This is a genomic window from Flavobacterium aureirubrum (assembly GCF_038739835.1).
GTDB lineage: Bacteria > Bacteroidota > Bacteroidia > Flavobacteriales > Flavobacteriaceae > Flavobacterium > Flavobacterium aureirubrum.
Genome location: NZ_JBCGDO010000008.1, coordinates 102,732 through 125,717, shown reverse-complemented (window position 1 = coordinate 125,717; position 22,986 = coordinate 102,732). Strand labels below are relative to the sequence as shown.

At 32.4% G+C, this 22,986-nt stretch carries 24 protein-coding genes; 13 read left to right on the top strand and 11 right to left on the bottom strand.

Annotation, left to right across the window (positions count from 1 at the left end):
• The first annotated feature begins 433 nt into the window (after window positions 1-433).
• Window positions 434-1,111 carry a hypothetical protein gene (locus WFZ85_RS08235; protein ID WP_342695810.1) on the top strand — a complete coding sequence of 226 codons (678 nt, stop codon included), beginning with the start codon at window positions 434-436 and terminating at the stop codon, window positions 1,109-1,111.
• Window positions 1,112-1,158: 47 nt separating this feature from the next.
• On the opposite strand, the gene WFZ85_RS08230 is transcribed toward WFZ85_RS08235, so the two are convergent.
• Window positions 1,159-1,536, bottom strand: coding sequence for a helix-turn-helix domain-containing protein (locus WFZ85_RS08230; protein WP_342695809.1), 378 nt, complete (start codon window positions 1,534-1,536; stop codon window positions 1,159-1,161).
• 240 nt (window positions 1,537-1,776) lie between these two features.
• On the opposite strand from WFZ85_RS08230, the gene WFZ85_RS08225 reads away from it, so the two are divergent.
• From WFZ85_RS08225 to WFZ85_RS08210, 4 genes are all read left to right on the top strand, one after another.
• Window positions 1,777-2,028, top strand: coding sequence for a bacteriocin-like protein (locus WFZ85_RS08225; protein WP_342695808.1), 252 nt, complete (start codon window positions 1,777-1,779; stop codon window positions 2,026-2,028).
• Between the two features lie 77 nt (window positions 2,029-2,105).
• Window positions 2,106-3,218, top strand: a complete 1,113-nt coding sequence (locus tag WFZ85_RS08220; protein ID WP_342695807.1) for a TlpA disulfide reductase family protein — start codon at window positions 2,106-2,108, stop codon at window positions 3,216-3,218.
• A gap of 126 nt (window positions 3,219-3,344) precedes the next feature.
• The gene (locus tag WFZ85_RS08215) at window positions 3,345-3,746 is read left to right on the top strand and encodes a cysteine peptidase family C39 domain-containing protein (protein ID WP_342695806.1); all 402 of its coding nucleotides are present in this window, start codon (window positions 3,345-3,347) and stop codon (window positions 3,744-3,746) included.
• A 7-nt stretch (window positions 3,747-3,753) separates the two neighbouring features.
• Window positions 3,754-5,259, top strand: a complete 1,506-nt coding sequence (locus WFZ85_RS08210) for a T9SS type A sorting domain-containing protein (RefSeq protein ID WP_342695805.1) — start codon at window positions 3,754-3,756, stop codon at window positions 5,257-5,259.
• Between the two features lie 206 nt (window positions 5,260-5,465).
• Here WFZ85_RS08210 and WFZ85_RS08205 read toward each other — a convergent pair whose 3' ends face one another.
• Together WFZ85_RS08205 and WFZ85_RS08200 are read right to left on the bottom strand one after the other, a co-directional pair.
• Window positions 5,466-5,762 (bottom strand): thioredoxin family protein, encoded by a 297-nt coding sequence (locus tag WFZ85_RS08205; RefSeq protein ID WP_342695804.1) that lies wholly within the window; start codon window positions 5,760-5,762, stop codon window positions 5,466-5,468.
• 75 nt (window positions 5,763-5,837) lie between these two features.
• Window positions 5,838-7,067 (bottom strand): metallophosphoesterase, encoded by a 1,230-nt coding sequence (locus tag WFZ85_RS08200; RefSeq protein WP_342695803.1) that lies wholly within the window; start codon window positions 7,065-7,067, stop codon window positions 5,838-5,840.
• Between the two features lie 134 nt (window positions 7,068-7,201).
• On the opposite strand from WFZ85_RS08200, the gene polA reads away from it, so the two are divergent.
• Together polA and WFZ85_RS08190 are read left to right on the top strand one after the other, a co-directional pair.
• Window positions 7,202-10,072 (top strand): DNA polymerase I, encoded by a 2,871-nt coding sequence (polA, locus tag WFZ85_RS08195; protein WP_342695802.1) that lies wholly within the window; start codon window positions 7,202-7,204, stop codon window positions 10,070-10,072.
• A 77-nt stretch (window positions 10,073-10,149) separates the two neighbouring features.
• Window positions 10,150-11,460: a serine hydrolase domain-containing protein gene (locus WFZ85_RS08190; RefSeq protein WP_342695801.1), complete on the top strand. Its 1,311-nt coding sequence runs from the start codon at window positions 10,150-10,152 to the stop codon at window positions 11,458-11,460.
• Between the two features lie 49 nt (window positions 11,461-11,509).
• On the opposite strand, the gene WFZ85_RS08185 is transcribed toward WFZ85_RS08190, so the two are convergent.
• The 3 genes from WFZ85_RS08185 to WFZ85_RS08175 are packed head-to-tail and all read right to left on the bottom strand — an operon-like array spanning window position 11,510 to window position 13,892.
• A complete protein-coding gene (locus tag WFZ85_RS08185; protein ID WP_342695800.1) occupies window positions 11,510-12,268 on the bottom strand; it encodes a T9SS type A sorting domain-containing protein in 759 nt (252 codons plus the stop codon).
• Entirely contained in the window at window positions 12,265-12,813 is a 549-nt protein-coding gene (locus WFZ85_RS08180) for an ankyrin repeat domain-containing protein (RefSeq protein ID WP_342695799.1), read from the bottom strand. Before WFZ85_RS08180 ends, WFZ85_RS08185 begins: the two co-directional genes overlap by 4 nt.
• A gap of 53 nt (window positions 12,814-12,866) precedes the next feature.
• On the bottom strand, window positions 12,867-13,892 hold the full coding sequence (locus tag WFZ85_RS08175) for a LacI family DNA-binding transcriptional regulator (RefSeq protein ID WP_342695798.1): 1,026 nt from the start codon (window positions 13,890-13,892) through the stop codon (window positions 12,867-12,869).
• A gap of 301 nt (window positions 13,893-14,193) precedes the next feature.
• On the opposite strand from WFZ85_RS08175, the gene rplM reads away from it, so the two are divergent.
• From rplM to tsf, 4 genes are all read left to right on the top strand, one after another.
• Window positions 14,194-14,649 carry a 50S ribosomal protein L13 gene (rplM, locus tag WFZ85_RS08170; protein ID WP_342695797.1) on the top strand — a complete coding sequence of 152 codons (456 nt, stop codon included), beginning with the start codon at window positions 14,194-14,196 and terminating at the stop codon, window positions 14,647-14,649.
• Window positions 14,649-15,035 carry a 30S ribosomal protein S9 gene (gene rpsI, locus WFZ85_RS08165; protein ID WP_342695796.1) on the top strand — a complete coding sequence of 129 codons (387 nt, stop codon included), beginning with the start codon at window positions 14,649-14,651 and terminating at the stop codon, window positions 15,033-15,035. The genes rplM and rpsI overlap by 1 nt, the downstream gene beginning before the upstream one ends.
• Before the next feature lie 168 nt (window positions 15,036-15,203).
• Window positions 15,204-16,031 carry a 30S ribosomal protein S2 gene (gene rpsB / locus WFZ85_RS08160; protein ID WP_342695795.1) on the top strand — a complete coding sequence of 276 codons (828 nt, stop codon included), beginning with the start codon at window positions 15,204-15,206 and terminating at the stop codon, window positions 16,029-16,031.
• Between the two features lie 134 nt (window positions 16,032-16,165).
• Window positions 16,166-17,134 carry a translation elongation factor Ts gene (gene tsf / locus WFZ85_RS08155; RefSeq protein WP_342695794.1) on the top strand — a complete coding sequence of 323 codons (969 nt, stop codon included), beginning with the start codon at window positions 16,166-16,168 and terminating at the stop codon, window positions 17,132-17,134.
• Window positions 17,135-17,272: 138 nt separating this feature from the next.
• On the opposite strand, the gene WFZ85_RS08150 is transcribed toward tsf, so the two are convergent.
• From WFZ85_RS08150 to WFZ85_RS08135, 4 genes are all read right to left on the bottom strand, one after another.
• Window positions 17,273-17,755: a sterol desaturase family protein gene (locus WFZ85_RS08150; RefSeq protein ID WP_342695793.1), complete on the bottom strand. Its 483-nt coding sequence runs from the start codon at window positions 17,753-17,755 to the stop codon at window positions 17,273-17,275.
• The gene (locus WFZ85_RS08145; RefSeq protein ID WP_342695792.1) at window positions 17,746-18,396 is read right to left on the bottom strand and encodes a carotenoid biosynthesis protein; all 651 of its coding nucleotides are present in this window, start codon (window positions 18,394-18,396) and stop codon (window positions 17,746-17,748) included. Before WFZ85_RS08145 ends, WFZ85_RS08150 begins: the two co-directional genes overlap by 10 nt.
• Window positions 18,389-19,870 carry a 1-hydroxycarotenoid 3,4-desaturase CrtD gene (gene crtD, locus WFZ85_RS08140; protein WP_342695791.1) on the bottom strand — a complete coding sequence of 494 codons (1,482 nt, stop codon included), beginning with the start codon at window positions 19,868-19,870 and terminating at the stop codon, window positions 18,389-18,391. Before crtD ends, WFZ85_RS08145 begins: the two co-directional genes overlap by 8 nt.
• Before the next feature lie 224 nt (window positions 19,871-20,094).
• On the bottom strand, window positions 20,095-20,796 hold the full coding sequence (locus tag WFZ85_RS08135; RefSeq protein WP_342695790.1) for a DUF3291 domain-containing protein: 702 nt from the start codon (window positions 20,794-20,796) through the stop codon (window positions 20,095-20,097).
• Between the two features lie 306 nt (window positions 20,797-21,102).
• Between WFZ85_RS08135 and WFZ85_RS08130 the strand changes: the two genes are divergently transcribed.
• Together WFZ85_RS08130 and WFZ85_RS08125 are read left to right on the top strand one after the other, a co-directional pair.
• Complete coding sequence (locus WFZ85_RS08130) at window positions 21,103-21,753, top strand: queuosine precursor transporter (protein ID WP_342695789.1); 651 nt, start codon at window positions 21,103-21,105, stop codon at window positions 21,751-21,753.
• Window positions 21,743-22,303 carry a DNA-3-methyladenine glycosylase I gene (locus WFZ85_RS08125; protein WP_342695788.1) on the top strand — a complete coding sequence of 187 codons (561 nt, stop codon included), beginning with the start codon at window positions 21,743-21,745 and terminating at the stop codon, window positions 22,301-22,303. Before WFZ85_RS08130 ends, WFZ85_RS08125 begins: the two co-directional genes overlap by 11 nt.
• Here the strand turns inward: WFZ85_RS08125 and aat are convergent.
• Window positions 22,266-22,943 (bottom strand): leucyl/phenylalanyl-tRNA--protein transferase, encoded by a 678-nt coding sequence (gene aat / locus WFZ85_RS08120; protein ID WP_342695787.1) that lies wholly within the window; start codon window positions 22,941-22,943, stop codon window positions 22,266-22,268. The genes WFZ85_RS08125 and aat overlap by 38 nt on opposite strands.
• Window positions 22,944-22,986 lie beyond the last annotated feature (43 nt).

The window sequence follows — 22,986 nt, the reverse complement described above, 5'->3', positions numbered from 1 at the left end:
AAGGTTTACGCAGAGAGCGCAAAAGTTATTTTAGCCAGGGATTAAACGGATTTTTAAAATTTTCTAACCGCAAAGCTCGCAAAGGTTTACGCAGAGAGCGCAAAAGTTATTTTAGCCAGAGATTAAATGGATTTTGAAGATTTTTTAACCGTAAAGCTCGCAAAGGTTTACGCAGAGAGCGCAAAAGTTATTTTAGCCAGGGATTAAACGGATTTTGAAGATTTTTTAACCACAAAGCTCACTAAGGTTTACACGAAGTGCGCTAAGGTTTTTTTTGCCACGGATTTTAGGGGTTTTGTTTTAATTGGCAAAGTGTTAAACATTGGTTAAAATCTTATTTTTTGACTTATTAGGCATACGATTTGTTGTTTTTGGTTTATTGACATTTGAGCTATGTATCTACTAATTAATTGTTTAATTAAAAAAATAAATTATGAATGCGAATTTAAAAATTGAAGAGATTGCTCCTTATGGAGATTTTGTGTTGACGAGTTATACTCGTGATTTTGATGTGATAAAAGCGAAATTTCCACGAATGAATGCTGCTTTTAGAGAAGGTTTCGTTGCGAAACTTGATTTTGTAAAGGAACTGGAAAGTTCTCTAGTATTGGATGAGACTAAAAAAGGTGTTACTCAATCTTTATATGCTGAGGCAGGAAGATTGAATAGTGATTTAAATTTTTTGAGTGCTTATTTTGCTGATGCTTCGTTGAACACTGCCATTGTTACTGGCTTGAAAAATGATTTGTTAAACCGTAATATTGAGGGAGCATTATTAAAAATTGAGGGCGTTAAACAGTTTGTTGTAAGTAATCAAACTGTTTTAGTGGAACAGGGTATGGACGCTAATTTTCCTGATGTATTGACGAACTATAGGGTTAGTTTGACCGAGAAGAACAATGCGCAAAATGAGCTTATTAATAACCGCAAGCAGCTAACGGATGCTAACCAGGTGCATTATGATGAACTATTGAAAATGATTAAAAAGATTGTTAGAAATGGCAAGCTGGTTTTTAAAGGAACGGTTACTCAAGATGAATATACGACGGCAAAAATAGTGCAGCGCATGAGAGCAGCTAAGAAAAAGAAGGATGAGGATGAACGGGAGTAATGGTTAGTATTTATAGTTTTCTATTAGAAAAAGCTCAATGAATTATTTCATTGGGTTTTTTTTATTTCATCTTTTAATGAATGGTTTTCTTCTTCGAGTTTTGCATTCATTTTACCTAATAAAGTTATTTGTTCTTTTAAAGCAATAATCAAATCCTCAGAATGATTATTCACAATAATTCCTGAATCGCCATGCGAACTATCATTATTTGTATGATTAATTTCTATTTTATCTTCACCTATTAACTTAGTGATATCTACTTCTAGTACATTGGCTATGTTTTTTAAGGTTTCAATATCCATTTTGTATTTGTTGTTTTCTATTTTGGAATAGGTAGATTGATTGACTCCTATAGCTTCGTAAATTTCTTGTTGCTTTTTGTCTTTTTCGATGCGGTATTTTCTAATGTTTTCGCCTAAATTCATAATGGTTATCTATGTAGTTTTTAAAAATAAATAAAAAATTCTAAATAAGAATATTTTATTTAATTAGAGAATGTATTATTTTCCTGGGGAATAGATTATTTTAATTTTTACTATTTACTTTACATTACTTAAAATCATTCTTACATTTGTTTTGTTTGATACAAAGTGCACGTTGAAGATAATGAGATGGGTGTTGATGGTTTTAGAAAAATATTTTATTAATTAAAAATTTTAGGAATTATGAAAAATTTCAAAAAACTTTCAAGAGAAGAATTGAAAAACACTTTTGGGGGAAGATCTTGTAAATTGGTCACTGTAGCTGCTAATGGAACTACTATAACACAAAGTGGAACATGTAGCACAACATTTCAAGCAGTTCCAGGTTATTATAATGGTTCATTTGGATGGGTTTTAGAGGCAGTATCTTATTGTAATACAGGTGATGGTGTTGCTCATACATTAAGTTCAAATGGTGGAAATTCCCGTTGTTAATTATTTAACCTAACAGTATATTGGCATAGTGTTGAAAATCGCTATGCCTTTTTATTAAAATCATAAAAACTAAATTCTTGAAACAGACTTCTATCTTAAATATTAATTATTTAATAATTTTAATTTCTATTTTAATTCTTATTTCATGCGAAAGAAATGAAAAAATAATAGCTATAAAAGGTAATATTCCAAATTTGCTAAATGGAACAATGTATCTATGTAAAGAACAAAATCTAAATAAAATAGATAGTGTAAAAACTGTTAATGGAAAATTTGAATTTAATTATAATTTAGAATCAAAGGAGCCAATTTATTTGACTTTTCATCATATTGATAATAATGGTGTTTTTAGTCATATATCTTTTAAAACTAAGGCAAAGTACAAAGATGGAGGATTTAATTCTTCAGTTTTATTGTCAGATACTTTAATAATAATTAATGATTCTCTTAATGATATTACTCCACTAGGTTTTGATAATGGTGGAAAATCAAAATTACAAGAAATTTCTAGGTTTAAAGCTGGTTACCAAACTAATGCGATAATGCACACTAATGGAGATTTGTTTGATTTTATAAACAAAACCACTTATGAAAAAGTTTTAAATAAAATAAAAGAGTATCCTAACGCTTATCATTTACTATTTCAAATAAACAATACAAGAAATAGTTTTACAGCTACGCAAGTTCAGAACTTTTTAAATACTTTTGATGGAGAAATCAGGAAAAGCAATACTTTTAAAACACTTAAAGGATACAATGAAAAAAGATTAGAAAAAAATAAAATAAAACTTCCTAAACTTATAGACAATACTGGCAAGCAAGCAGATATTTTAGATGCGTCTTATAAAAAACATTTAGTAGTTTTCTGGGCTAGTTGGTGTGGTCCATGCCGTCAAGAAATTCCTGCTTTAAAAGAAGTTTATAGCAGATACAATAAAGACATAGAATTTGTTTCTATATCTACCGATACTAACAATTCATCATGGCAAAAGGCAGTAGTTAAAGAGAATATGCCTTGGAAACAACTAATTGTAAATGAAAATTCAAAAGAGTATGAACCTATTGAAATCTGTTTTCAAGTTAGTAATTCTATACCATACGTTGCATTGATTGATAATAACATGAAGGTTTTGAAATCAACAGTTGGATCAATGACTGAAAAAGAATTAGAGGATTTTTTAAAAGACTAAAAGATTTTAACTAGAATGGATTTATTTTATAGAAAATTAAAAATCTCAAAACCAGAATTTTTATTTCAATTTCAATCTCATTCCAATTAACCAACTGCCCTTGCATTTAGTGATACTTTAAATTTTTTGGGCATCAAAAATGAAGCTTATGAAATAGAAAAAGAATTTTGGCATGAACTCCCAAAACAATTTATTACAGTTTATAATAATAATTATGCTATTGTAGAAAAATTTAATAACGAATACTTATTATTTACAGATAAAAAACAGAAAATATCACAAGAGGAATTATTTAGTAATACTGGAGAAGTTGTTTTTATATTTGAAGAGACTGAAAGCGCTAATCATAAAAATAACCTAAATTATAAATATTTTGGCATATTTATAATAGCATTTGCACTATTACTTTCTTTTTTCACTTCTAATTTGTCTTTATTTTTTTTTAATTTACTGAGCACAATTGGTTTGTTTATATCTCTGGAGTTGTTCAAGAATAAATTTGGAGAAAAATCTATTATAATTAAATAATTTATTTATGAAAAGCTATTTTTTATTATTATTTATTTTATCATTTAAAGTTCTGGCACAAGCTGGCTCCTTTGACAATAACTTTGACATGGATGGCAAAAACACTAATTGTTTCTCCCAAACTTTTTATAATACAGCTTCTCACTTTCAGTCCAATGGGAAGGTAGTCTCTGCAGGAGGAAACCAGATTTTATGCAATGTTAGCATAAGTAGGTTTAATGTTGATGGCAGTTTGGATACTAGCTTTGGTATTAACGGTAATGTAGAAAACTCTATTTGCAATGTTTTTCCAAATGGGAATAGTTATTACAGCCTAGATATGGTGATTCAACCTGATGACAAGATAGTTATTATGGGTTTAATACAAAACAATATTGGAAATGCTTATTGGGTAGTACGATTGTTGCCTGATGGAGCATTAGACCCAAGTTTTAGTGGAGATGGTTATTTGGATTTGAGCTTTGGCACGGAACAAGATAGAGGTACTTGTGTGGCACTTCAACTGGATGGTAGAATATTAGTAGGCGGCACATCGGGGAGTGCGGCTCAGTTCTTTACTGTTGCTAGATTATTAAGTAATGGAGATTTAGATCAGACTTTTGGTAATAGCGGCGTTGTACAAACTCCTTTTTCGGGTACTGAAAGTTTTGCTAATTGTATTACAGTACAGAATGATGGAAAAATAATTTTAGGAGGATATACGGTTAATACTCCTTTTGCGAAGGATTTTGCCATGATACGCTATACTAGTTCTGGTGCTATTGATACTGGTTTTGGAAATAATGGCAAAGTAATCACCACTTTAAATAACACGTTCTCTGATTATATAGATAGAATTATCATTGACCTACAAGGTAGAATTATAGCTAGTGGTTGCTCTTCATTTGAAGTGAATTATAAACTGGCAATGGCGCGTTATACTCCTACAGGTTTGCTAGACACGACTTTTGGCAACAATGGTATTATAATTACCAATACAAATAGCAGAAACTCTGATGTAGCTTTACAAATTGATAATAAAATCGTGTTAGTGGGCGGGGTTGATGGTGGTGTTTTTTCTATATTGCGCTTCTTGGAAAACGGACAAATTGACACCAATTTTGGAAACAATGGACTTGTTGAAGGATTTCCAGAAGGTTATGCATCATCTGTACTAATTCAACCCGATAATAAAATAGTAGTTACAGGAAATACTCCAAATCCAGATTTTAATGCAGTTTGTTCCGCAATAATTAGGTTAAACCCTGGCACTTTGTCAACTGAAGCGTTTTCAGATTCTGTAGTGAAATTATACCCCAACCCAACGAGTGGTGTGGTGTTTTTTGATAATAGTGAAAGCATGTATGAAAAAGTTAGTGTTTATAATTACTTGGGGCAAGAGGTTTTGAAGCCCTTCGACTGCGCTCAGGGAGGCAATACCTCTTTGAACTTGAGTAATCTTTCTAACGGAGTTTATCTCGTAAAGTTTGAGGGAAATGGCACGAATGGTGTGGCGAAGGTTGTGAAAGAGTAGGATTTGAAATAAATAGAAAAAAGGTAAGCTAAATGGTTTGCCTTTTTTGTTTTAGTGAAATCTTGAATATTAACCTAGAATTCAAGGGGAAAAATGGAATGTTTTTTAGCCCCGATTGTAGTGGAAATCCTCGAAGAGATTGTAACGGAAAGCGGGAATAAGGAAACTAAATATGCGCAAGCGTTTCGCTCCAAAAAAAGAAGTATTTACAGCTGCTCTTGAACAATACCTATTAGCGTATTTGCATCAAGTTCGCCAGATTGTCTCCAAACCATGTTACCTTCTTTATAAATCATCAAGGTTGGTAAGCCTTTAATTCGCAAAGCGTCTGCTAATTCTTGATTTTTATCTACATCAATTTTTATGACTTTAGCTTTATCACCAAGCGCTGCTGCCACATCTCTAATTACAGGATGCATTGATACGGAAGATTCGTTCCACTCTGTGTAAAAATCAATTAACACAGGTACTTGAGCATTGATTAATTCTCCAAATTTTGACATAAAACCAAAATATTTTTACACTCTTTTTATCAACAAAAAGAACAATTAAAACACAAATGTAGCATTTTTAACTAATTATGCTACTTTTTGACCCTTTTTTAGTTCAAAAACCGTAATCTCGGGCCAAATTCCAACTCTGCCGGGATAAGCATGAAAGCCAAGACCACGATTAACATAAATGTATCTGCCTAAATTCTCGTATAATCCTGCCCATTGTTTATAAACATATTGCACTGGACTCCAACTTATAATGCCGGGAATTTCTATACCAAACTGCAATCCATGAGTATGACCTGATAGTGTCAACTGGAAATGTTTATCATCCTTTTTTACTTCATATTCCCAATGGCTTGGGTCATGGCTCATTAAGATTTTAAAATCTTCTTTTGATAATCCTTCAGAGGCTTTGTTTAAATCGCCCGCTTGTTTAAAACTTTTTCCCCAATTTTCAACCCCAACAATAGCTATTTCGCTTGCTCCTTTTTTGATTTTTTTATGTTGGTTTAACAATAAATCAAATCCAATTTGTCCGTATACATTTTTTATTGCTTCGAAATTTTCGTCTTTTGCTTTTTGTGAAGGCCAATCGATATATTCGCCATAATCGTGATTTCCTAAAACAGCAAACTTCCCATATTGATGGGTGTCAATTTTATTAAAAGTTTCAATCCAAGGATACATTTCTTTAGCATGAGTATTCACTATATCGCCAGTAAAAAGCATCATGTCTGTCTTTTGCTCATTGATTAAATCAATCGCATATTGAATCTTTTCTGGGTCATCAAAACTGCCGCTATGAATATCGGAAATTTGGGTAATGGTAAACCCATCAAAATCGTCGGGTAAATCAGGGAAAAACAAGGTTTGTTTAATCACTCTAAAATTATATTTACCCTTGGTCATTCCGTAAATGAGCGAAGTAAAGGGCACAGCTGCAATAACCAAAGCTATTTGACTGACAAATTTTCTTCTATTTGGCAAAAAGCTGTCGTTATTATTATCGGTATAATGCGCTATAGTTCCATAAAAAACTCTGTATACATCCTCCAACAGCATAAAAAATGTTAGAATCAACTTTGGAATAAGGATTAAAAGTAAAATGCCAAATGTTAAAAGTGTTTTACTATTTTGACCTACTCTTCTATCAAACTGCGAAAATTGATAAAATATATACACTATTGCTAGCAAAGAAATAAGCTGATAACTCACTAAAACCCATTTGGTTTTTGTGATTGTTTTAAATGCTTGGAAGGCATATACCTCAATTAGAGCAACAAAGAACAGCAAGAAAATCCAACGAAACATCGGTTATAATTTTTAACAAAATAACGAAGAATGGAGGCATAAATATTCTCTATTTAACTAATTTTAACTTAATTATTTATCTGCTTTAAAATTGAAAGTTTCGTTACATTTACACCTCAAAACTTTTATTTACCATGTCACAACAAAAACGCCTTTACCTTCTCGATGCTTATGCCTTGATTTTTCGCGGCTATTTTGCCTTTATAAAAAACCCAAGAATCAATTCTAAAGGAATGGATACTTCGGCCATTATGGGATTTATGAATGCTTTAATGGATGTAATAAAACGCGAAAAACCCGATCATCTAGCCGTAGCTTTTGACAAAGGCGGAAGCGACTATCGTTATGAAATGTATCAAGAATATAAAGCGCATCGTGATGAAACACCTGAAGCTATCAAAATTGCCGTTCCGTATATTCAAGAATTATTGAAAGCGATGCACATTCCGATTATGGAAAAAGCAGGTTTTGAAGCCGATGATTTAATTGGAACTTTGGCTAAACAAGCAGAAAAAGAAGGTTTCAAAGTATATATGGTTACGCCAGATAAAGATTTTGCACAATTAGTTTCAGAAAATATTTTTATGTACAAACCAGCAAGAATGGGCAATGACATTGAAATTTGGGGAATTCCAGAAGTGTTAGAGAAATTTGAAATCGAACGACCAGAACAAGTGATTGATTTCCTAGGAATGATGGGTGATACTGCCGATAATATTCCCGGTTTGCCTGGCGTTGGTGAAAAAACTGCAAAGAAATTTTTGAAAGAATATGGCACTTTAGAAAATCTTTTAGCCAACACACACGAACTGAAAGGTGCGATTAAAGATAAAATTGAAGCCAATGCCGAATTGGGATTATTGTCAAAAAAATTGGCTACTATCCTACTCGATTGTCCTGTTGAATTTAATGCCGAAGATTTTGAACTTTCAAAACCTGATGTTGAAAAAACCGATACTTTATTTCAAGAGTTGGAATTCCGTCAAATGAAAGCGCAGTTTGATAAATATTTTGGAACTGGAAAAGAATACGACGAAATTGATACAAACGGCAATGACAATAGCAATGACAAAAATCATCCCGATACTTCGGGACAAAAAAAACCTGTTAAAAAAACCAACGAAGAGCAATTTGACTTGTTCGGATTTTCGGATGAGGAAAGTGGTGAAGCGAAAACCAATTCCAATTATGCAACGTTAGAAAACACCAATCATAATTATACCATAATTCAAGGTGATTTGGGTACAAAATTATTTTTGCAAAATCTACTCAATCAAACATCGGTATGTTTTGATACCGAAACCACTGGAATTGATGCTTTGAATGCCGAATTAGTTGGAATGTCATTTTCTTGGCAAAAAGGCGAAGCATTTTATGTTCCTTTTCCCGAAAATCAAGAAGAAGCTCAGATTTTAGTTGATAAATTCAAACCGTTTTTTGAAAGTGAAAACATCGAAAAAATTGGTCAGAATATAAAATATGATTTGAAAATTCTATCTAATTATGGAGTTCAAATCAAAGGAAAATTATTTGATACGATGATTGCGCATTACTTAATTAATCCTGATATGCGTCATAATATGGATGTTTTATCGGAAACGTATTTGAAATATTCACCCAAATCAATTGAAGATTTAATTGGTAAAAAAGGTAAAAATCAAAAATCGATGCGCGATGTTGCTTTAGAGGAAATCAAAGAATATGCTGCCGAAGATGCCGATGTAACTTATCAATTAAAACAAAATTTCAGCCCGATTTTAGACAAAGCAGAAACTAAAAAGTTATTCGATGAAATCGAAATTCCGTTGATTCCTGTTTTGGCTGCAATGGAATTAGAAGGCATCAATCTTGACGTTCCTTTCTTGAAAGAAATGTCGGTAGAAATGGCAAAAGAAAGCTCCGAATTGGAACAAAAAATATACGAAACTGCTGGCGAGAAATTCAATTTGGCTTCACCAAAACAATTGGGCGACGTTCTATTTGACAAAATGAAAATTGGCGGCGCGAAACAAAAGAAAACCAAAACAGGTCAATACGCAACTGGCGAAGAAGTTTTGAGTTATTTAGCTAATGAACATCAAATTGTAAAAGATATTTTGGAATGGCGTCAAATGGTGAAATTACAAAGTACTTACATTGATGCGTTACCAAATCAAGTTGATAAAAAAACTGGTCGCGTTCACACCGACTATATGCAAACTGTTGCAGCCACAGGTCGTTTGAGTTCGAATAATCCAAACTTGCAGAATATTCCAATTCGTACCGAACGCGGACGATTGATTAGAAAAGCATTTATTGCTCGTGATGAAAATTATACCTTAGTTTCTGCCGATTATTCTCAAATAGAACTTCGAATTATCGCAGCGCTTTCTGGCGAAGAAAACATGATAAAAGCGTTTCAAAATAATGAAGATATTCATAGAAGTACGGCTGCAAAAGTGTTCAATGTTCCGTTAGAAGAAGTAACAAAAGAACAACGTAGCAATGCCAAAACCGTGAATTTCGGAATTATTTATGGCGTTTCTGCATTCGGACTTTCTAATCAAACATCGCTTTCGCGTAAAGAAAGTGCCGAGTTGATTGATGCTTATTATGCAACTTATCCAAAACTGAAATCGTACATGAGCAATCAAGTAGATTTTGCTAGAGAACATGGTTATGTTCAAACGGTTTTAGGAAGAAGACGTTATTTAAAAGACATCAATTCGGCCAATATGATGGTAAAAAGTGGCGCTGAACGAAATGCAGTAAACGCACCAATTCAAGGTTCGGCAGCCGATATTATCAAAATTGCGATGATTAATATTCACAAGAAATTAACTTCAGAAAATTGGAAATCTAAGATGTTATTGCAAGTACATGATGAATTGGTATTTGACGTTCACAACTCTGAGTTAGAAAAAATCAAACCGATGATTAAACACGAAATGGAAAACGCCTTCAAAATGGATGTTCCGTTGGAAGTTGAAATTGGTGTTGGAAAAAATTGGTTGGAAGCGCATTGATTTTAGTGTTCAGTTTTCAGTGGCAGTTGGCAGTTGAGAAATTATGTCGAAATGATAAAAAATATTTAAAAAAAACCATGAAAAAACTCCTTTTACTTTTATTATTATCAACATCATTTGCATTTTCGCAACAAACAAAATTTCAAAAAATTGATAGCTTATTAACTTTTTTGAATACCAATAACAAATTTATGGGTGAATTGTCCATCATCGAAAAAGGTAAAATGGTTTTTAGTAAAGCGTATGGCTTTGCTGATGTTGAAAGCGGAAAAAAATTAGATGTAAACACTAAATTGAAAATTGGTTCGATTACTAAAACTTTCACAGCAACTATGATTATGCAATTGGTTGACGAAAAGAAACTGACTTTAGATACAAAACTTTCAAAATTTTATCCAAAAATTCCAAACGCGGAAAAAATCACCATTCATCATTTGTTGCATCACCGAACTGGAATTCCTGATTTTTTGAATGACGATCCAACGGTTGGAGAATTCATTTATGTAGAAAATAAAAAGGAAGATTTGGTAAAGCGAATAGAGAATTACACTTCTGCATTTGAACCCAATTCGCAACACAAATACAGTAACTCCAATTATAATTTACTCGGTTATATCATTGAAGATATTACCAAAAAAAGTTTTTCAGAAAATCTAAACACTCGAATTATTAAGAAAATAGGCTTGAAAAATACGCTATTCCCAACTAAAATTGACATTACAAAAAACGAAGGTTACTCTTATTTTTTTGATGGAAAAAATTGGGCGAAAGTTCCAGAATGGCATAGTTCATTGTCCTTTGCAGCTGGCGCAATGGCCTCAACAACTAGTGATTTGAACCTGTTTTTAGAAGCTTTATTGGAAGGTAAATTAACTTCAAAATCTTCTTTGGAACAAATGAAATCCATGGAAGATTATTATGGAAAAGGATTAATTATTGCACCATTTGAAGACCGAAAATTCTATGGCCATACTGGCGGAATTGAAAACTTTCGTGCCGCAGCAGGTTATAATCCAGAGGATAAAACGGGTTTTGCGATTATTGTAAATGGCGATAATTATAATAGAAACGACATTATGATTGGTGTATTGAGTTTGTTTTATGGTAGTGACTATTCTTTTCCTGAATTCAAGCAATTTGAAGTTTCAAAAGCGGTGTTAGAAAAATATGTTGGAACGTATAAATCGGCTGCATTTCCAATGAAAATTAAAGTTTTTGTTGAAAATGGTAATTTATTAGCACAAGCAACTGGACAAAGTTCCTTTCCATTAACAGCAAAAAGCGAAACCGAATTTGTTTTTGAAGCTGCTATGATACAATTGATTTTTGGCGAAAATAAAATGAATTTTAAACAAGGAACGATGGCATTTGAGTTTGTTAAAGAATAAAAAAGGATGACTATTGCCATCCTCTTTTATCTTATTTTTAAAAAGCTTCTTATTCTACAATCAAATTTTTAGTAACGTTTCCATAATCTGTTCTCAATACTACCAAATAATTACCTGTTTTTAAATCGGAAGTAGTTATTTGATTTTCTGTTGCTGTAATGGTTTGATTTTTTACCACTCTTCCTAAAACATCGTACATTTTTACAACTCCCGTTTCTATGTTGTTGGGCAATTCAATAACAGTTAGTCCTTGCGAAGGATTTGGATACATTTTAAAGTCATTGAATTTAAAAGTAGCGTTATCTAAAGTTACCGAATAGGCTGCTGTGGATACTGCGTTCGCCGATCCACCATGTGGCGCTAAAGTAAAAGAGGCACTCGAAGCTCTGGCACAAGCCAAATTGATAGATCCTGCAGTAGCGCTGAAAACATAATCATCAGGTTCACCAGTGTTTAGCGCTCTTGTAGAAACAACTGTTCTTACGTTACCAGTTACAGTGTTACTTATTGTAGTCCAACTCTGAACTGCATCAGCAACCGGAACTGCAAAACCACCAAGCTGTCTATCAGAAATATTGGTAGTGTTTATAAATGCCACAATGTCTCCTGAGTCCATGCCGTTATTATTAAAAGCCAAAGCATACCATCTATCACTTGGCATTATTTGCGTTAGCGTAACTTGGGTTGTTGTAACGTCAATTTTTACGGAATACTCGGGGAAAAATTGAATTGTACCAGTCGAAAAAGTTTGACTGAACAAAGAGTTGGTCAGTAAAATTGTTAATAAACTTAAAGTAATTTTTTTCATAGTTTTTTATTTTTTAGTGTTTCGATTAATTTATCATCATCAAGAAGAATCGCAGAATCTAAGGCAGATTTTCCTCGTTTGTCTTTTTTGTTACAATCAGCGCCTGCTTTAATAAGTAGCGACACTATTTCATAATTTTGAGCATTAGTAGCATAAATTAACGCTGACGTTCCATTGGCATCTTCAATTGAAAGGTCTGCATTATTTTCTATCAAATATTTTGCAATTTCAGTATTGCTTTTAAAAATTGCTGCCATTAATGGCGTTCCCATTTTTGAAACTCCGTTAATATTGCATTTATAATCAATCAACAATTTTGCAACTTCATTATTTCCTCTGTAGCAAGCCAAGGTTAGCGGCGAGTATCCGTCTTCGTTTAAAATAGTAAATGCCTTTGGATTTGATTTCAAAATTTCTCTTGCTTGTTCCAAAGTTCCTTTTCTTGCAACATCAAAAACATCATAATTTTCTTGAGCATTAGCTAATTGTACAAGTAGAAATAAGCAAAATAAAACAGCTATTTTTTCAAGATTTATAAACTTCATATTAAACTATTAAATTCGATAACATTATTATTTTGTGAAAACAATGAAGAAACCTAACTTATCTTTTTAGTGGACTCCCTTTGTCTAAGCTCTGTATTGATGACTGTAGTTTTAAAAGTAAAAGTTTCTTCTTTACTCTCTAGTTTATCAATTAAAATTTTGGCTGCAACTTCACCTATTTCTGGACCGTGCTGACTTATTGTCGATAAACTTGGTGTCATTCTTCTTGACCAAACTCCATCGGCAAAACCTATTATTGAAAGCTCATCCGGAATTTTATAACCATTTTTCAAACCTAGTTTTAATGCTGAAACTGAAGCGTGTTCATCAAGTGCAAAAATAGCGTCAACTTTATTTTTCTTAAAAAAAGTAGCTACTTTATCATCAAAATCACTTTCGTTATCAGTTAGAATAATTGATTGTTCCTCCACAGAAACACCTTTGCTTTCCATAGCTTTAAAAAATCCCTTGGCTCTTAATTTGCCAACACTTAAATTGTCTATGGCAGAGAAAAGTGCAATTTTTTTACAGCCAGTTTTAATCAAGTGATTTGTTGCGTTGACTGCAGATTCAAAATCATCAACTACTACTTTATCGCAATTTACATTATCGGAAATTCTATCGAACATTACTATAGGTGTTCCTTCATTAATAATAGTGTTAAAATGATTAAACTGTTGCAGTTTCTGTGTTTCCTCTGCAACAGAAAGAATAAAACCATCGATGGTACCGTTGCTTAACATTTCGAGCGTATTAATTTCTTTTTCTAATGATTCATTGGAAATACAAGTAATTACTTTATATCCCTTTTCGTCGGCTACTTTTTCGATACCTGTAAAAACTTTTGCGAAAAATGAATTTAATATATTTGGTATAATAACACCTATAGTTTTTGTGCTTCTGTTTTTTAAGTTTAAACCGATAACATTGGGCTTATAATTTTTTAGCTTAGCATATTCTTGCACTCTCTGTTTGGTTGGCTCACTGATTTCAGGACTTCCGTTTAAAGCTTTGGAAACAGTAGAAACTGAAACTCCTAATTCTTTGGCAATTTGTTTTAATGTGGCTTTCGATTTCATTTTTGCTTTGTGTTAAAATGTAAAAATAGCAAAATTTATACTTATTAAACATTTACAATTCAATTCTTTATTGATTTCGTGTAAATGTTTAATTGCAACAACATAAAATAATATTACGCTAATGTCATCTTTTTATTTCAACAAACAAAAACAGTCTTAACTAAACCAATTGATATGTAAGGTATTGAACTAATTTCGATTTCTTGAAAAATAATTAAAAAATCGTATTTGCTTTATTAATAATTAATTGTACTTTTGCACTCCCTTTACTGGGATAGGAATGTTTAATTAAAAAAATATTATGGACGCATTAAGCTACAAGACACAATCTGCAAGCAAAGCCACTGTTACAAAAGAGTGGATCATTGTAGATGCCGACGGTCATAACTTAGGTCGTTTTGCTTCAAAGGTCGCTATGATTCTTAGAGGTAAATACAAGCCAAGTTATACACCTCACGTCGACTGTGGAGATAACGTAATAGTTATCAACGCAGAGAAAATCAACCTTACAGGTAACAAACTTGACGACAAAACGTATATTCGTCATACAGGTTATCCAGGAGGACAAAGAAGTTTGACTGCAAAGGTTTTGCAATCAAAAAACCCTGCTGCACTTGTTGAAAAAGCAGTTAAAGGAATGTTACCTAAAAACAAATTGGGTGCTGAACTTTTCAGAAATTTAAATGTAGTAGTAGGAACTGAGCACAAATATGGTGCACAAAAACCTAAAACAGTTAACCTAAACGATCTTAAGTAATGGGAGTTATTCACAAAATCGGTAGAAGAAAATGTGCAGTAGCACGTGTTTATGTTTCTGAAGGAACAGGAAAAATTACAGTAAACAAAAGAGAGTTTGCAACGTACTTCCCAACAGCAACTTTGCAATACAAAGTGATGCAACCAATGTCTATGACAAACAATGCAGACAACTTTGATGTAAAAGTAAATGTATACGGTGGTGGTTCAACAGGTCAGGCAGAAGCTGTTAGAATGGCTTTAGCAAGAGCAATGTGTGAAGTGGAAGCTGAAAACAGAGCTATCCTTAAACCAGAAGGATTACTTACAAGAGATCCAAGAATGGTAGAACGTAAAAAATTCGGTCAGAAAAAAGCGCGTAAGAGATTTCAATTCTCTAAACGTTAATCGAATATTAGTTCATTTATTATTGAAATTAAAAACAAAGTTGTCGATATTCCTTGTAAAAAGGGAATTAGTTTAGCATCGAAATGCAGTCCAAAGTCTCAAAACCACTTGGTTTAAAGCGAAAAAGGTGACGCATTGCTAATCAAACGGAACGTAAACTATTACACAATGGCAAACAAAATTGACGTTAAAGAATTATTAGAAGCGGGTGTTCACTTTGGACATATGACTCGTAAATGGGATCCAAATATGGCTCCATACATTTATATGGAACGTAATGGAATTCACATTATCAATCTATATAAAACAGCTGCAAAAATTGAAGAAGCTAACGAAGCTTTGAAAAAAATTGCAGCATCAGGTAGAAAAATACTTTTTGTAGCTACCAAAAAACAAGCTAAAGACATTGTTTCTGAAAAAGCAATTGCTTGCAACATGCCTTACATCACTGAAAGATGGCCTGGAGGAATGTTAACTAATTTCGTAACTATTCGTAAAGCTGTTAAAAAAATGGCTACTATAGATAAAATGAAGAAAGATGGAACATTCATGACACTTTCTAAAAAAGAAAGACTTCAAGTTGATCGTCTTCGTGCAAAATTAGAGAAGAACTTAGGTTCAATTTCTGATATGTCTAGACTACCTGCTGCATTATTTGTAGTAGATATTAAAGCAGAACACATCGCCATAAAAGAAGCACAAAAATTAAACATTCCCGTTTTTGCTATGGTTGATACTAACTCTGATCCACGCGAAGTTGATTATGTTATCCCAGCCAATGATGATGCTTCAAAATCAATTGATAAAATTTTATCTTTAGTAACCGACGCAGTAAAAGACGGATTAGCAAACAGAACGTCTGATGCTGTCGAAGTTGAAACAGAAGAAGTTGCAGAAGTGGTTGCTGCTGTTGAAGCACCAATTGCTGAAGTAGAAGCAGTTGTTGATACTGCTTCTGAAGCAGATGCTACTGAGGAAACTAAAACTGAAGAATAAAACACAAAATTCCAAAAGTGAAATTCCAAATTCCAAAAGTTGTCAATCATTTGATAATTTAATAAAGTTGGTATTTGGGATTTTACATTTGGATTTTATTTTTTACAAAAAATTAATTTAAAAAAAGAAATATTATGTCAACAATCACAATTACTGCTGCAGACGTAAATAAATTAAGACAAACTACAGGTGCGGGAATGATGGACTGTAAAAAAGCTTTAGTTGAAGCGGAAGGAGATTTCGATAAAGCTATACAAAACCTCAGAGAAAAAGGGCAAAAAGTTGCTGCTAACCGTTCTGATCGTGAGTCTTCTGAAGGTGCTGCTGTTTCTTTTATCAATGCTGACAATACTAAAGGAGCAATTATTACATTAAACTGCGAGACTGATTTTGTTGGTAAAAACGAAGGTTTCGTAGCTTTGGCAAAAGAACTAGTTGAAAAAGCTATTAATTTCAGCACTAAAGAAGCATTTTTAGCATCAGATTTCAACGGAATTACTGTGGCCGAAAAATTAATAGAACAAACTGGTGTTATCGGTGAAAAAATCGAAATCGGTGGTTTTGAAATCTTAGAAGGTGCTTTCGTTGGCTCTTATGTTCACGTGAACAAAATTGCGGCATTAACTGCAATTTCTTCTCCAGTAGCAAATGCTGAAGTTTTAACAAAAGATATCTCTATGCAAGTGGCTTCGATGGGTGCTGATACTTTATCTTACAAAGATTTCGATCCTGATTTCGTGGCTTCTGAACTTGCTGCTCGTATTGCTGTAATCGAAAAAGAAAATGAAGAAGCAAAACGTCTAGGAAAAACTTTGAAAAATGTTCCTAAATATATCTCTTTCTCTCAATTAACTGATGAAGTTTTAAAACAAGCGGAAGAAGATGCTAAAGCAGAATTGAAAGCAGAAGGCAAACCAGAACAAATTTGGGATAAAATTATTCCAGGTAAAGTTCAACGTTTCATCTCTGACAATACAACTTTAGATCAAGAGAAAGCCTTATTAGACCAAAACTTCATCAAAGATGATAGTAAAAAAGTAGGCGACTATGTTAAAGGATTCAATGTTGAAATTACTGGTTTCAAAAGAGTTGCTTTAGGTTAGTTCTAAGCTAATTCAAACAAATAATAAAGCCGTTTCAAAGTATGAAACGGCTTTTTGTATATAATTAATCTAAAAATTTTTAATCATCACCGAATGACGCTTATCCATTAAGCCGCTGGAATTTACAATTAATAAACTCTAGCTTATCGACTTCTTATTAGATACAGTTCGTCGCGCTTCCTTGAAGTATTTAAAAGGAACGATGAGCATACCAAAAACTTCTCCGTCTTCTTTTCCTAAGTGTTTGTGGTGGATTTTGTGTGCTTTTCTTAATGCAAGTAAATATACATTATTGGAATTCCTGAATAATTTAAACCGTTGATGAATAAAAATATCATGCATCAAAAAATAGGACAAACCATATACGGCAATGCCAATTCCTATCGAAGTCACGTAGTAATTGAAGTTCATCATACCAAGCATAATACAAAGCCAACTAGGAATGGCAAAAATCAGAAAGAACACATCGTTTTTTTCAAAAAACCCAGGTTCGTGCTGGTGATGGTCTTTGTGAAAATACCACATAAAACCGTGCATAACATATTTGTGTGTAAACCAGGCCATAAATTCCATAAAAAAGAATGTGACCACAACTGTTAAGATGTAAAAAACTATTTCCATAATGCAAAATTAAATATTCCGAAAAAAATAAATTGTAATAAAAGTAAAAAAGGTGCTAAAGAATTTTTAGTTTCTTTCTTAAAATAGCTCAAAACATAGCAAAAGACAAATCCGATACAAAACCACGCAATATAGTTTTTAATTGGAATAGATATATTTTTCCATGTCCAAAAATCATATGCTATCGCAACGGGTTCAATTAAAAAATCCAATGCCACTAAAATTGTTGCACAAATCAGTGCTTTTAAAATGGTATTGTTAACTCTATTTCCTACTGTATAAACGACGGCGTAGGTTAACATAATCCAATTAACACCAATAATTAAAGGAGTTTCAACGAATTTCCATCCTAAAGTTTCGCCATAGGTGTATTCACCAAAAATAACTCCTGTATTCACCCCGACTAATTCTACTAAAAATCCCATGACACCAATGAAGAGAAAAATAAACCACTGTTTTAGGTTTCCATTTTCGTGATTTACTAGTAACAATGCCATATTAACAATCAAATTTAAAGGCGTTAGCGAGAGAAAATCAATAGTTTGAGAATTCGATAAAATACCTATCAATCCTGATACATAAAAAGCAATCAAGAGCATTATTGATATCGAAAACTTATATTTTTTTAATGTATCAAGCATAACTAGTCGCAATTTTAGCACTCAATAAACATAGCGGAATTCCTCCACCAGGATGAACACTTCCACCTACAAAGTGCAAACCTTTAATATTCTTCTTAAAATTTGGATGTCTTAAAAATGCAGCAAATTTTGAATTACTCGACGTTCCATAGAGCGAACCTTGATAAGATAACGTTTTGCCTTCAATTGACCTTGGATCAAGAATTTCTTCGGTTTCGATGAGATCTTCAATGTTTGTTTTCAAAACATAATTAATTTTTGAGATTATATTTTTTCTTGTTTCATTAATTAAGGTATCCCAATCTTGACCTTCATTTGCTGGAGCATTTACCATGACAAACCAATTTTCTGAATTTTTTGGTGCATCTGACTTCGCAATTTTTGAAGAAATATTGATGTATACAGTTGGGTCAGAATGCATAGATTTATTATCGAAAATCGTTTCAAATTCTTCTTTATAATTTTTAGAAAAAAAGATATTATGCAAATCTAATTCGGGAAATTCGTTCTTAATTCCCCAATAAAAAATGATAGCAGAACTAGAACGTTCTTGTGATAATGTCCTTTGCGGCGACTTGATTTTCGGAAGCAACCGTTTATAAGTAAAATAAACATCCATGTTACTGACGATTAAATTAGCTTGTAAAAAATTACCTTCAATTATTATTCCTTTTACTTGCTTTTGCGATTCATCAAGTACTATTTCATCTACTTGTTTGTTATAAATAAAATCAACTCCTAAATCCTTTGCGAGTTTAACCAATGATGTAGTAATAGAGTTCATTCCTTCTGTGGGAAAAAAAGTACCAATATTGTGCTCATAATGGGGAATTATACCCATAATTCCTGGCGTTTTATATGGATTTGAACCATTGTAAGTTGCATAACGGTCAAAAAGTTGGACCAACTTTGGATGCTTCACATCGTCTTGGTTTGCTTGATGAAGCGATTTGTGAATATCTAAACCACCCATTTTTAGAATAGCTTTAACTGTCTTCAAATTTAAAAAATTCTTAACCTGATGCAAACTTTGCTCTAAAAACAAATCACCAATTACGCTGTTGATATGAGCTGCTTTTTTTAATTTTTTTTCAATGATACTTGGACTGACTTGAAAGATTTCATTGATCTTTTTAGATAACTTTTTCACATCACTATCGGCTTCGAGTTTCGTTCCATCATCCCAAAAATAATGACACGATTTGTCATGTTTGATATACTGGAAATAATCACGTGGATTTTTGCCAGCCAGTTCAAATAACTCATCCACGAAATGTGGCATTGTGAATAATGACGGTCCGGCATCGAAACGGTATTCTCCCGATTTAAATGCAGATAATTTTCCGCCAGGATAAGAATTTTTTTCAAATACGGTTACAGCATAACCTTTCAGTTGTAAACGAATAGCACTAGCAATTCCGGCAATTCCAGAACCAATAACAATAGCGTTTTTAGTGTTTGTAGTACTATTCACTTTTCTGTTTAATTAATATGCAAATATATTAAACAAAAGAGAAAATTTAATTTATTTAACGTTAAAATATAGTCAAATTGTGGCATCATTAGGCTTACTTTTGTTTTCAGAAATTATTTAAAACTTTAAGGTTTATTCTTATTTCTATTAGATATAACATTATATGACGTTAATAAACGAAATAATCACAATTCATTCCAAAAATGCATTGTTTACTTAATGACCTAGACAAAATTTTCAACATTTTTTCCATCCCAAATTCCTTCAAATTTATAGGGAACAAATCGGGCAAACATTTCTTCTTTGTACCAATTTAATTTTCGTGTCAATATAACCACTTCTCTATGTTTTGGATTTTTATAAGCATAATCAAGCATCTCTGCTTGTGTTTTCCAAATACTAATTGTTGCTTGTTGAATTAACGGCCATTCGCCCACACCAATGGATAACATCACTCCTTTGTAACCTTCTAAACTCTGACTTACGATACCAACTTTACTCCAAAAAGACCAAAGCTTTTTAAAACGAATACTTGCTCTAGTTAAAACTACGATGGGTTTGTCCATTTCTAATTTTGCCGTTTTCTCAAATGGCTGAATTCCGTCCCAATAACCATGTGCCTCAGCTGAGTTTAAATACACTGTAAATAGTTCTGAGCTGCGCTTTTTATAGGTATTAAAAAAAGAATTTTTATTAAAAAAAAATTGTGCTTTATCCTCATTTTCCCATACTGAAAAAAGGGCATACGTGCCAAAATTAGGCGTTGCACTAAATCCATTTTTAGCACCAGAACCTAATAATTTATAAAAAAGCAAACCATCGGAACTTTTCAATTTTCGGTGACCGAGTTGCATTTGTGAAAATGCCCACCATTTATTTGACAAATTTACAACCTTAAAAAATGTAACTGTAGTTATTTGACTCATAAAATTAAAACCAATTAAATAGAAAAATACTCTTTTCTTTCTGTTTATAAAATCTGACGCGTTAAAAAAATAGTACGTATTAAAATTTATTGAATAGTTAAAAATTGATTAATCTCAAACCATTGCAAAGGTAGCATAAGAAAAAATGTATCTACCGTAAACTAATGTTAAACATACCTTTGATTTTATTCTTTTTTAAAATGTTCTTCGGTTTAAAATACATGAAAATTAAATTACGAATAAAGGCATTTTAAATTTATATAATCCTATTAAGAAAAAAAGTACATTTGAAATTATTTGAATAGTATGTTTAAATCAAGAAAAGACACTGTATACGTTGTATTGGCTGGAATTTTTATTACCAATGCAATTGTAGCAGAGTTAATTGGCGGAAAATTAATTGACGTTTTTGGCGTTCCAATGAGTATTGGAATTCTACCTTGGCCAATTGTTTTTATCACCACTGATTTAATCAATGAATATTTTGGCGAGAAAGGCGTTAGAAAACTTTCCTTAATCACAGCCTGCTTAATTGCCTATACTTTTATTATTTTATCTCTTGCAATCAAAATTCCTTCCACTGGAATAAGTTCAGTTTCTACAGTAGAATTTCAGGCTGTTTTTGGACAAAGTCAGTTAATCATTGTGGGAAGTATCGCAGCATTTTTAGTTTCTCAACTTATTGATGTTACTGTTTTTCACTTCGTGAAAAAGAAAACGGGAAACAAAATGATTTGGTTAAGAAGCACTGGCTCGACGATGATTTCTCAACTGTTTGATAGTTTTATTGTACTGGGAATTGCCTTTTATTTGCCCGGAATTATGGACACAAAAACCTATGTAATTTCTGGATTTACTGGATATAGCGTTAAACTTGTTATTGCGGTTGTAATGACACCTATGATTTATTTGGGACATTATTTAATTGAAAAGTATTTAGCCAAAGATGGAAACTAAGACACGCTGCGCATGGTGCGAAAAAGATGATTTATATCGTGATTATCATGACAATGAATGGGGAAATCCCGTTTATGATGATCAAAAACTATTTGAATTTTTAATTTTAGAAACATTTCAAGCTGGTGTTAGCTGGCACTTAATCCTGAAAAAAAGAGAGCATTTCAGAAAAGCATTTCTCAATTTTGATTACCATCAAATTGCGTTTTTTGGCGATTATGAAGTTCAAGAATTAATGAAAGATTCAGGTATTATTAGAAACACACTAAAGATAAAATCGGCGATTAGTAATGCTAAAGCTTTTTTAAAAGTGCAAGAAGAATTTGGCTCGTTTTCAAAATTTATTTGGAACTATGTTGAAGGTAAACCTATTGTTAATCATTTTAAAACTTTAAATGAAGTTCCAGCTTATACACCGTTGGCAGAAAAAATTAGTAAAGATTTAAAAAAGCGTGGATTTAAATTTATAGGTCCAACCACGATGTATGCTCATATGCAAGCAACAGGAATGGTTAATGATCATTTAATCCAGTGTTGGAAGAGAAGTTAATTTCTTCTGATTTTAAAATCTTTATGAAAGCTTCTCTTGATATTTCAAAAGCACCTAATTTTTCAAGATGGTCGTTGTGCACTTGACAATCCAACAATTTATAATTGTTTACTTTTAAGTAATTCACCAGCCAAACAAAAGCAATTTTGCTGGCATTAGGCACTTTAGAAAACATGCTTTCGCCACAAAAAACATGGCCCAAATCAACGCCATATAATCCACCAACTAAAACATCGTTTTCCCAAACTTCGACCGATTTTGCAATTCCTTTTTTGTGCAAATCAGTATAGGAAGAAATAATTCTATCAGTAATCCAAGTTCCATTTTGCTCTTTACGTTCAATCTGCTGACAATTATGAATTACGGCAAAAAAATTTTTGTTAAACGTGATTTGAAACTTATTTCGGTTAATTAAATTTCTACTACTTTTTGAAACTTTATATAACTTTGGTGAAACAACCATCCTTTGCGGTGGCGACCACCAAAGAATGGGTTCGTCATCATCAAACCAAGGAAAAATTCCATTTTTATAGGCCAGCAAAAGTCGTTCTGATGATAAATCACCACCAACTGCTAGAATGCCTTCATAAGAAGCTTCGTCAACTGGCGGAAAATATAATTCTTTAGTTAAAAAGTACATTGTTCAATTTCAAAATTCAATTTTAACGAAAAAGTCAGAAATT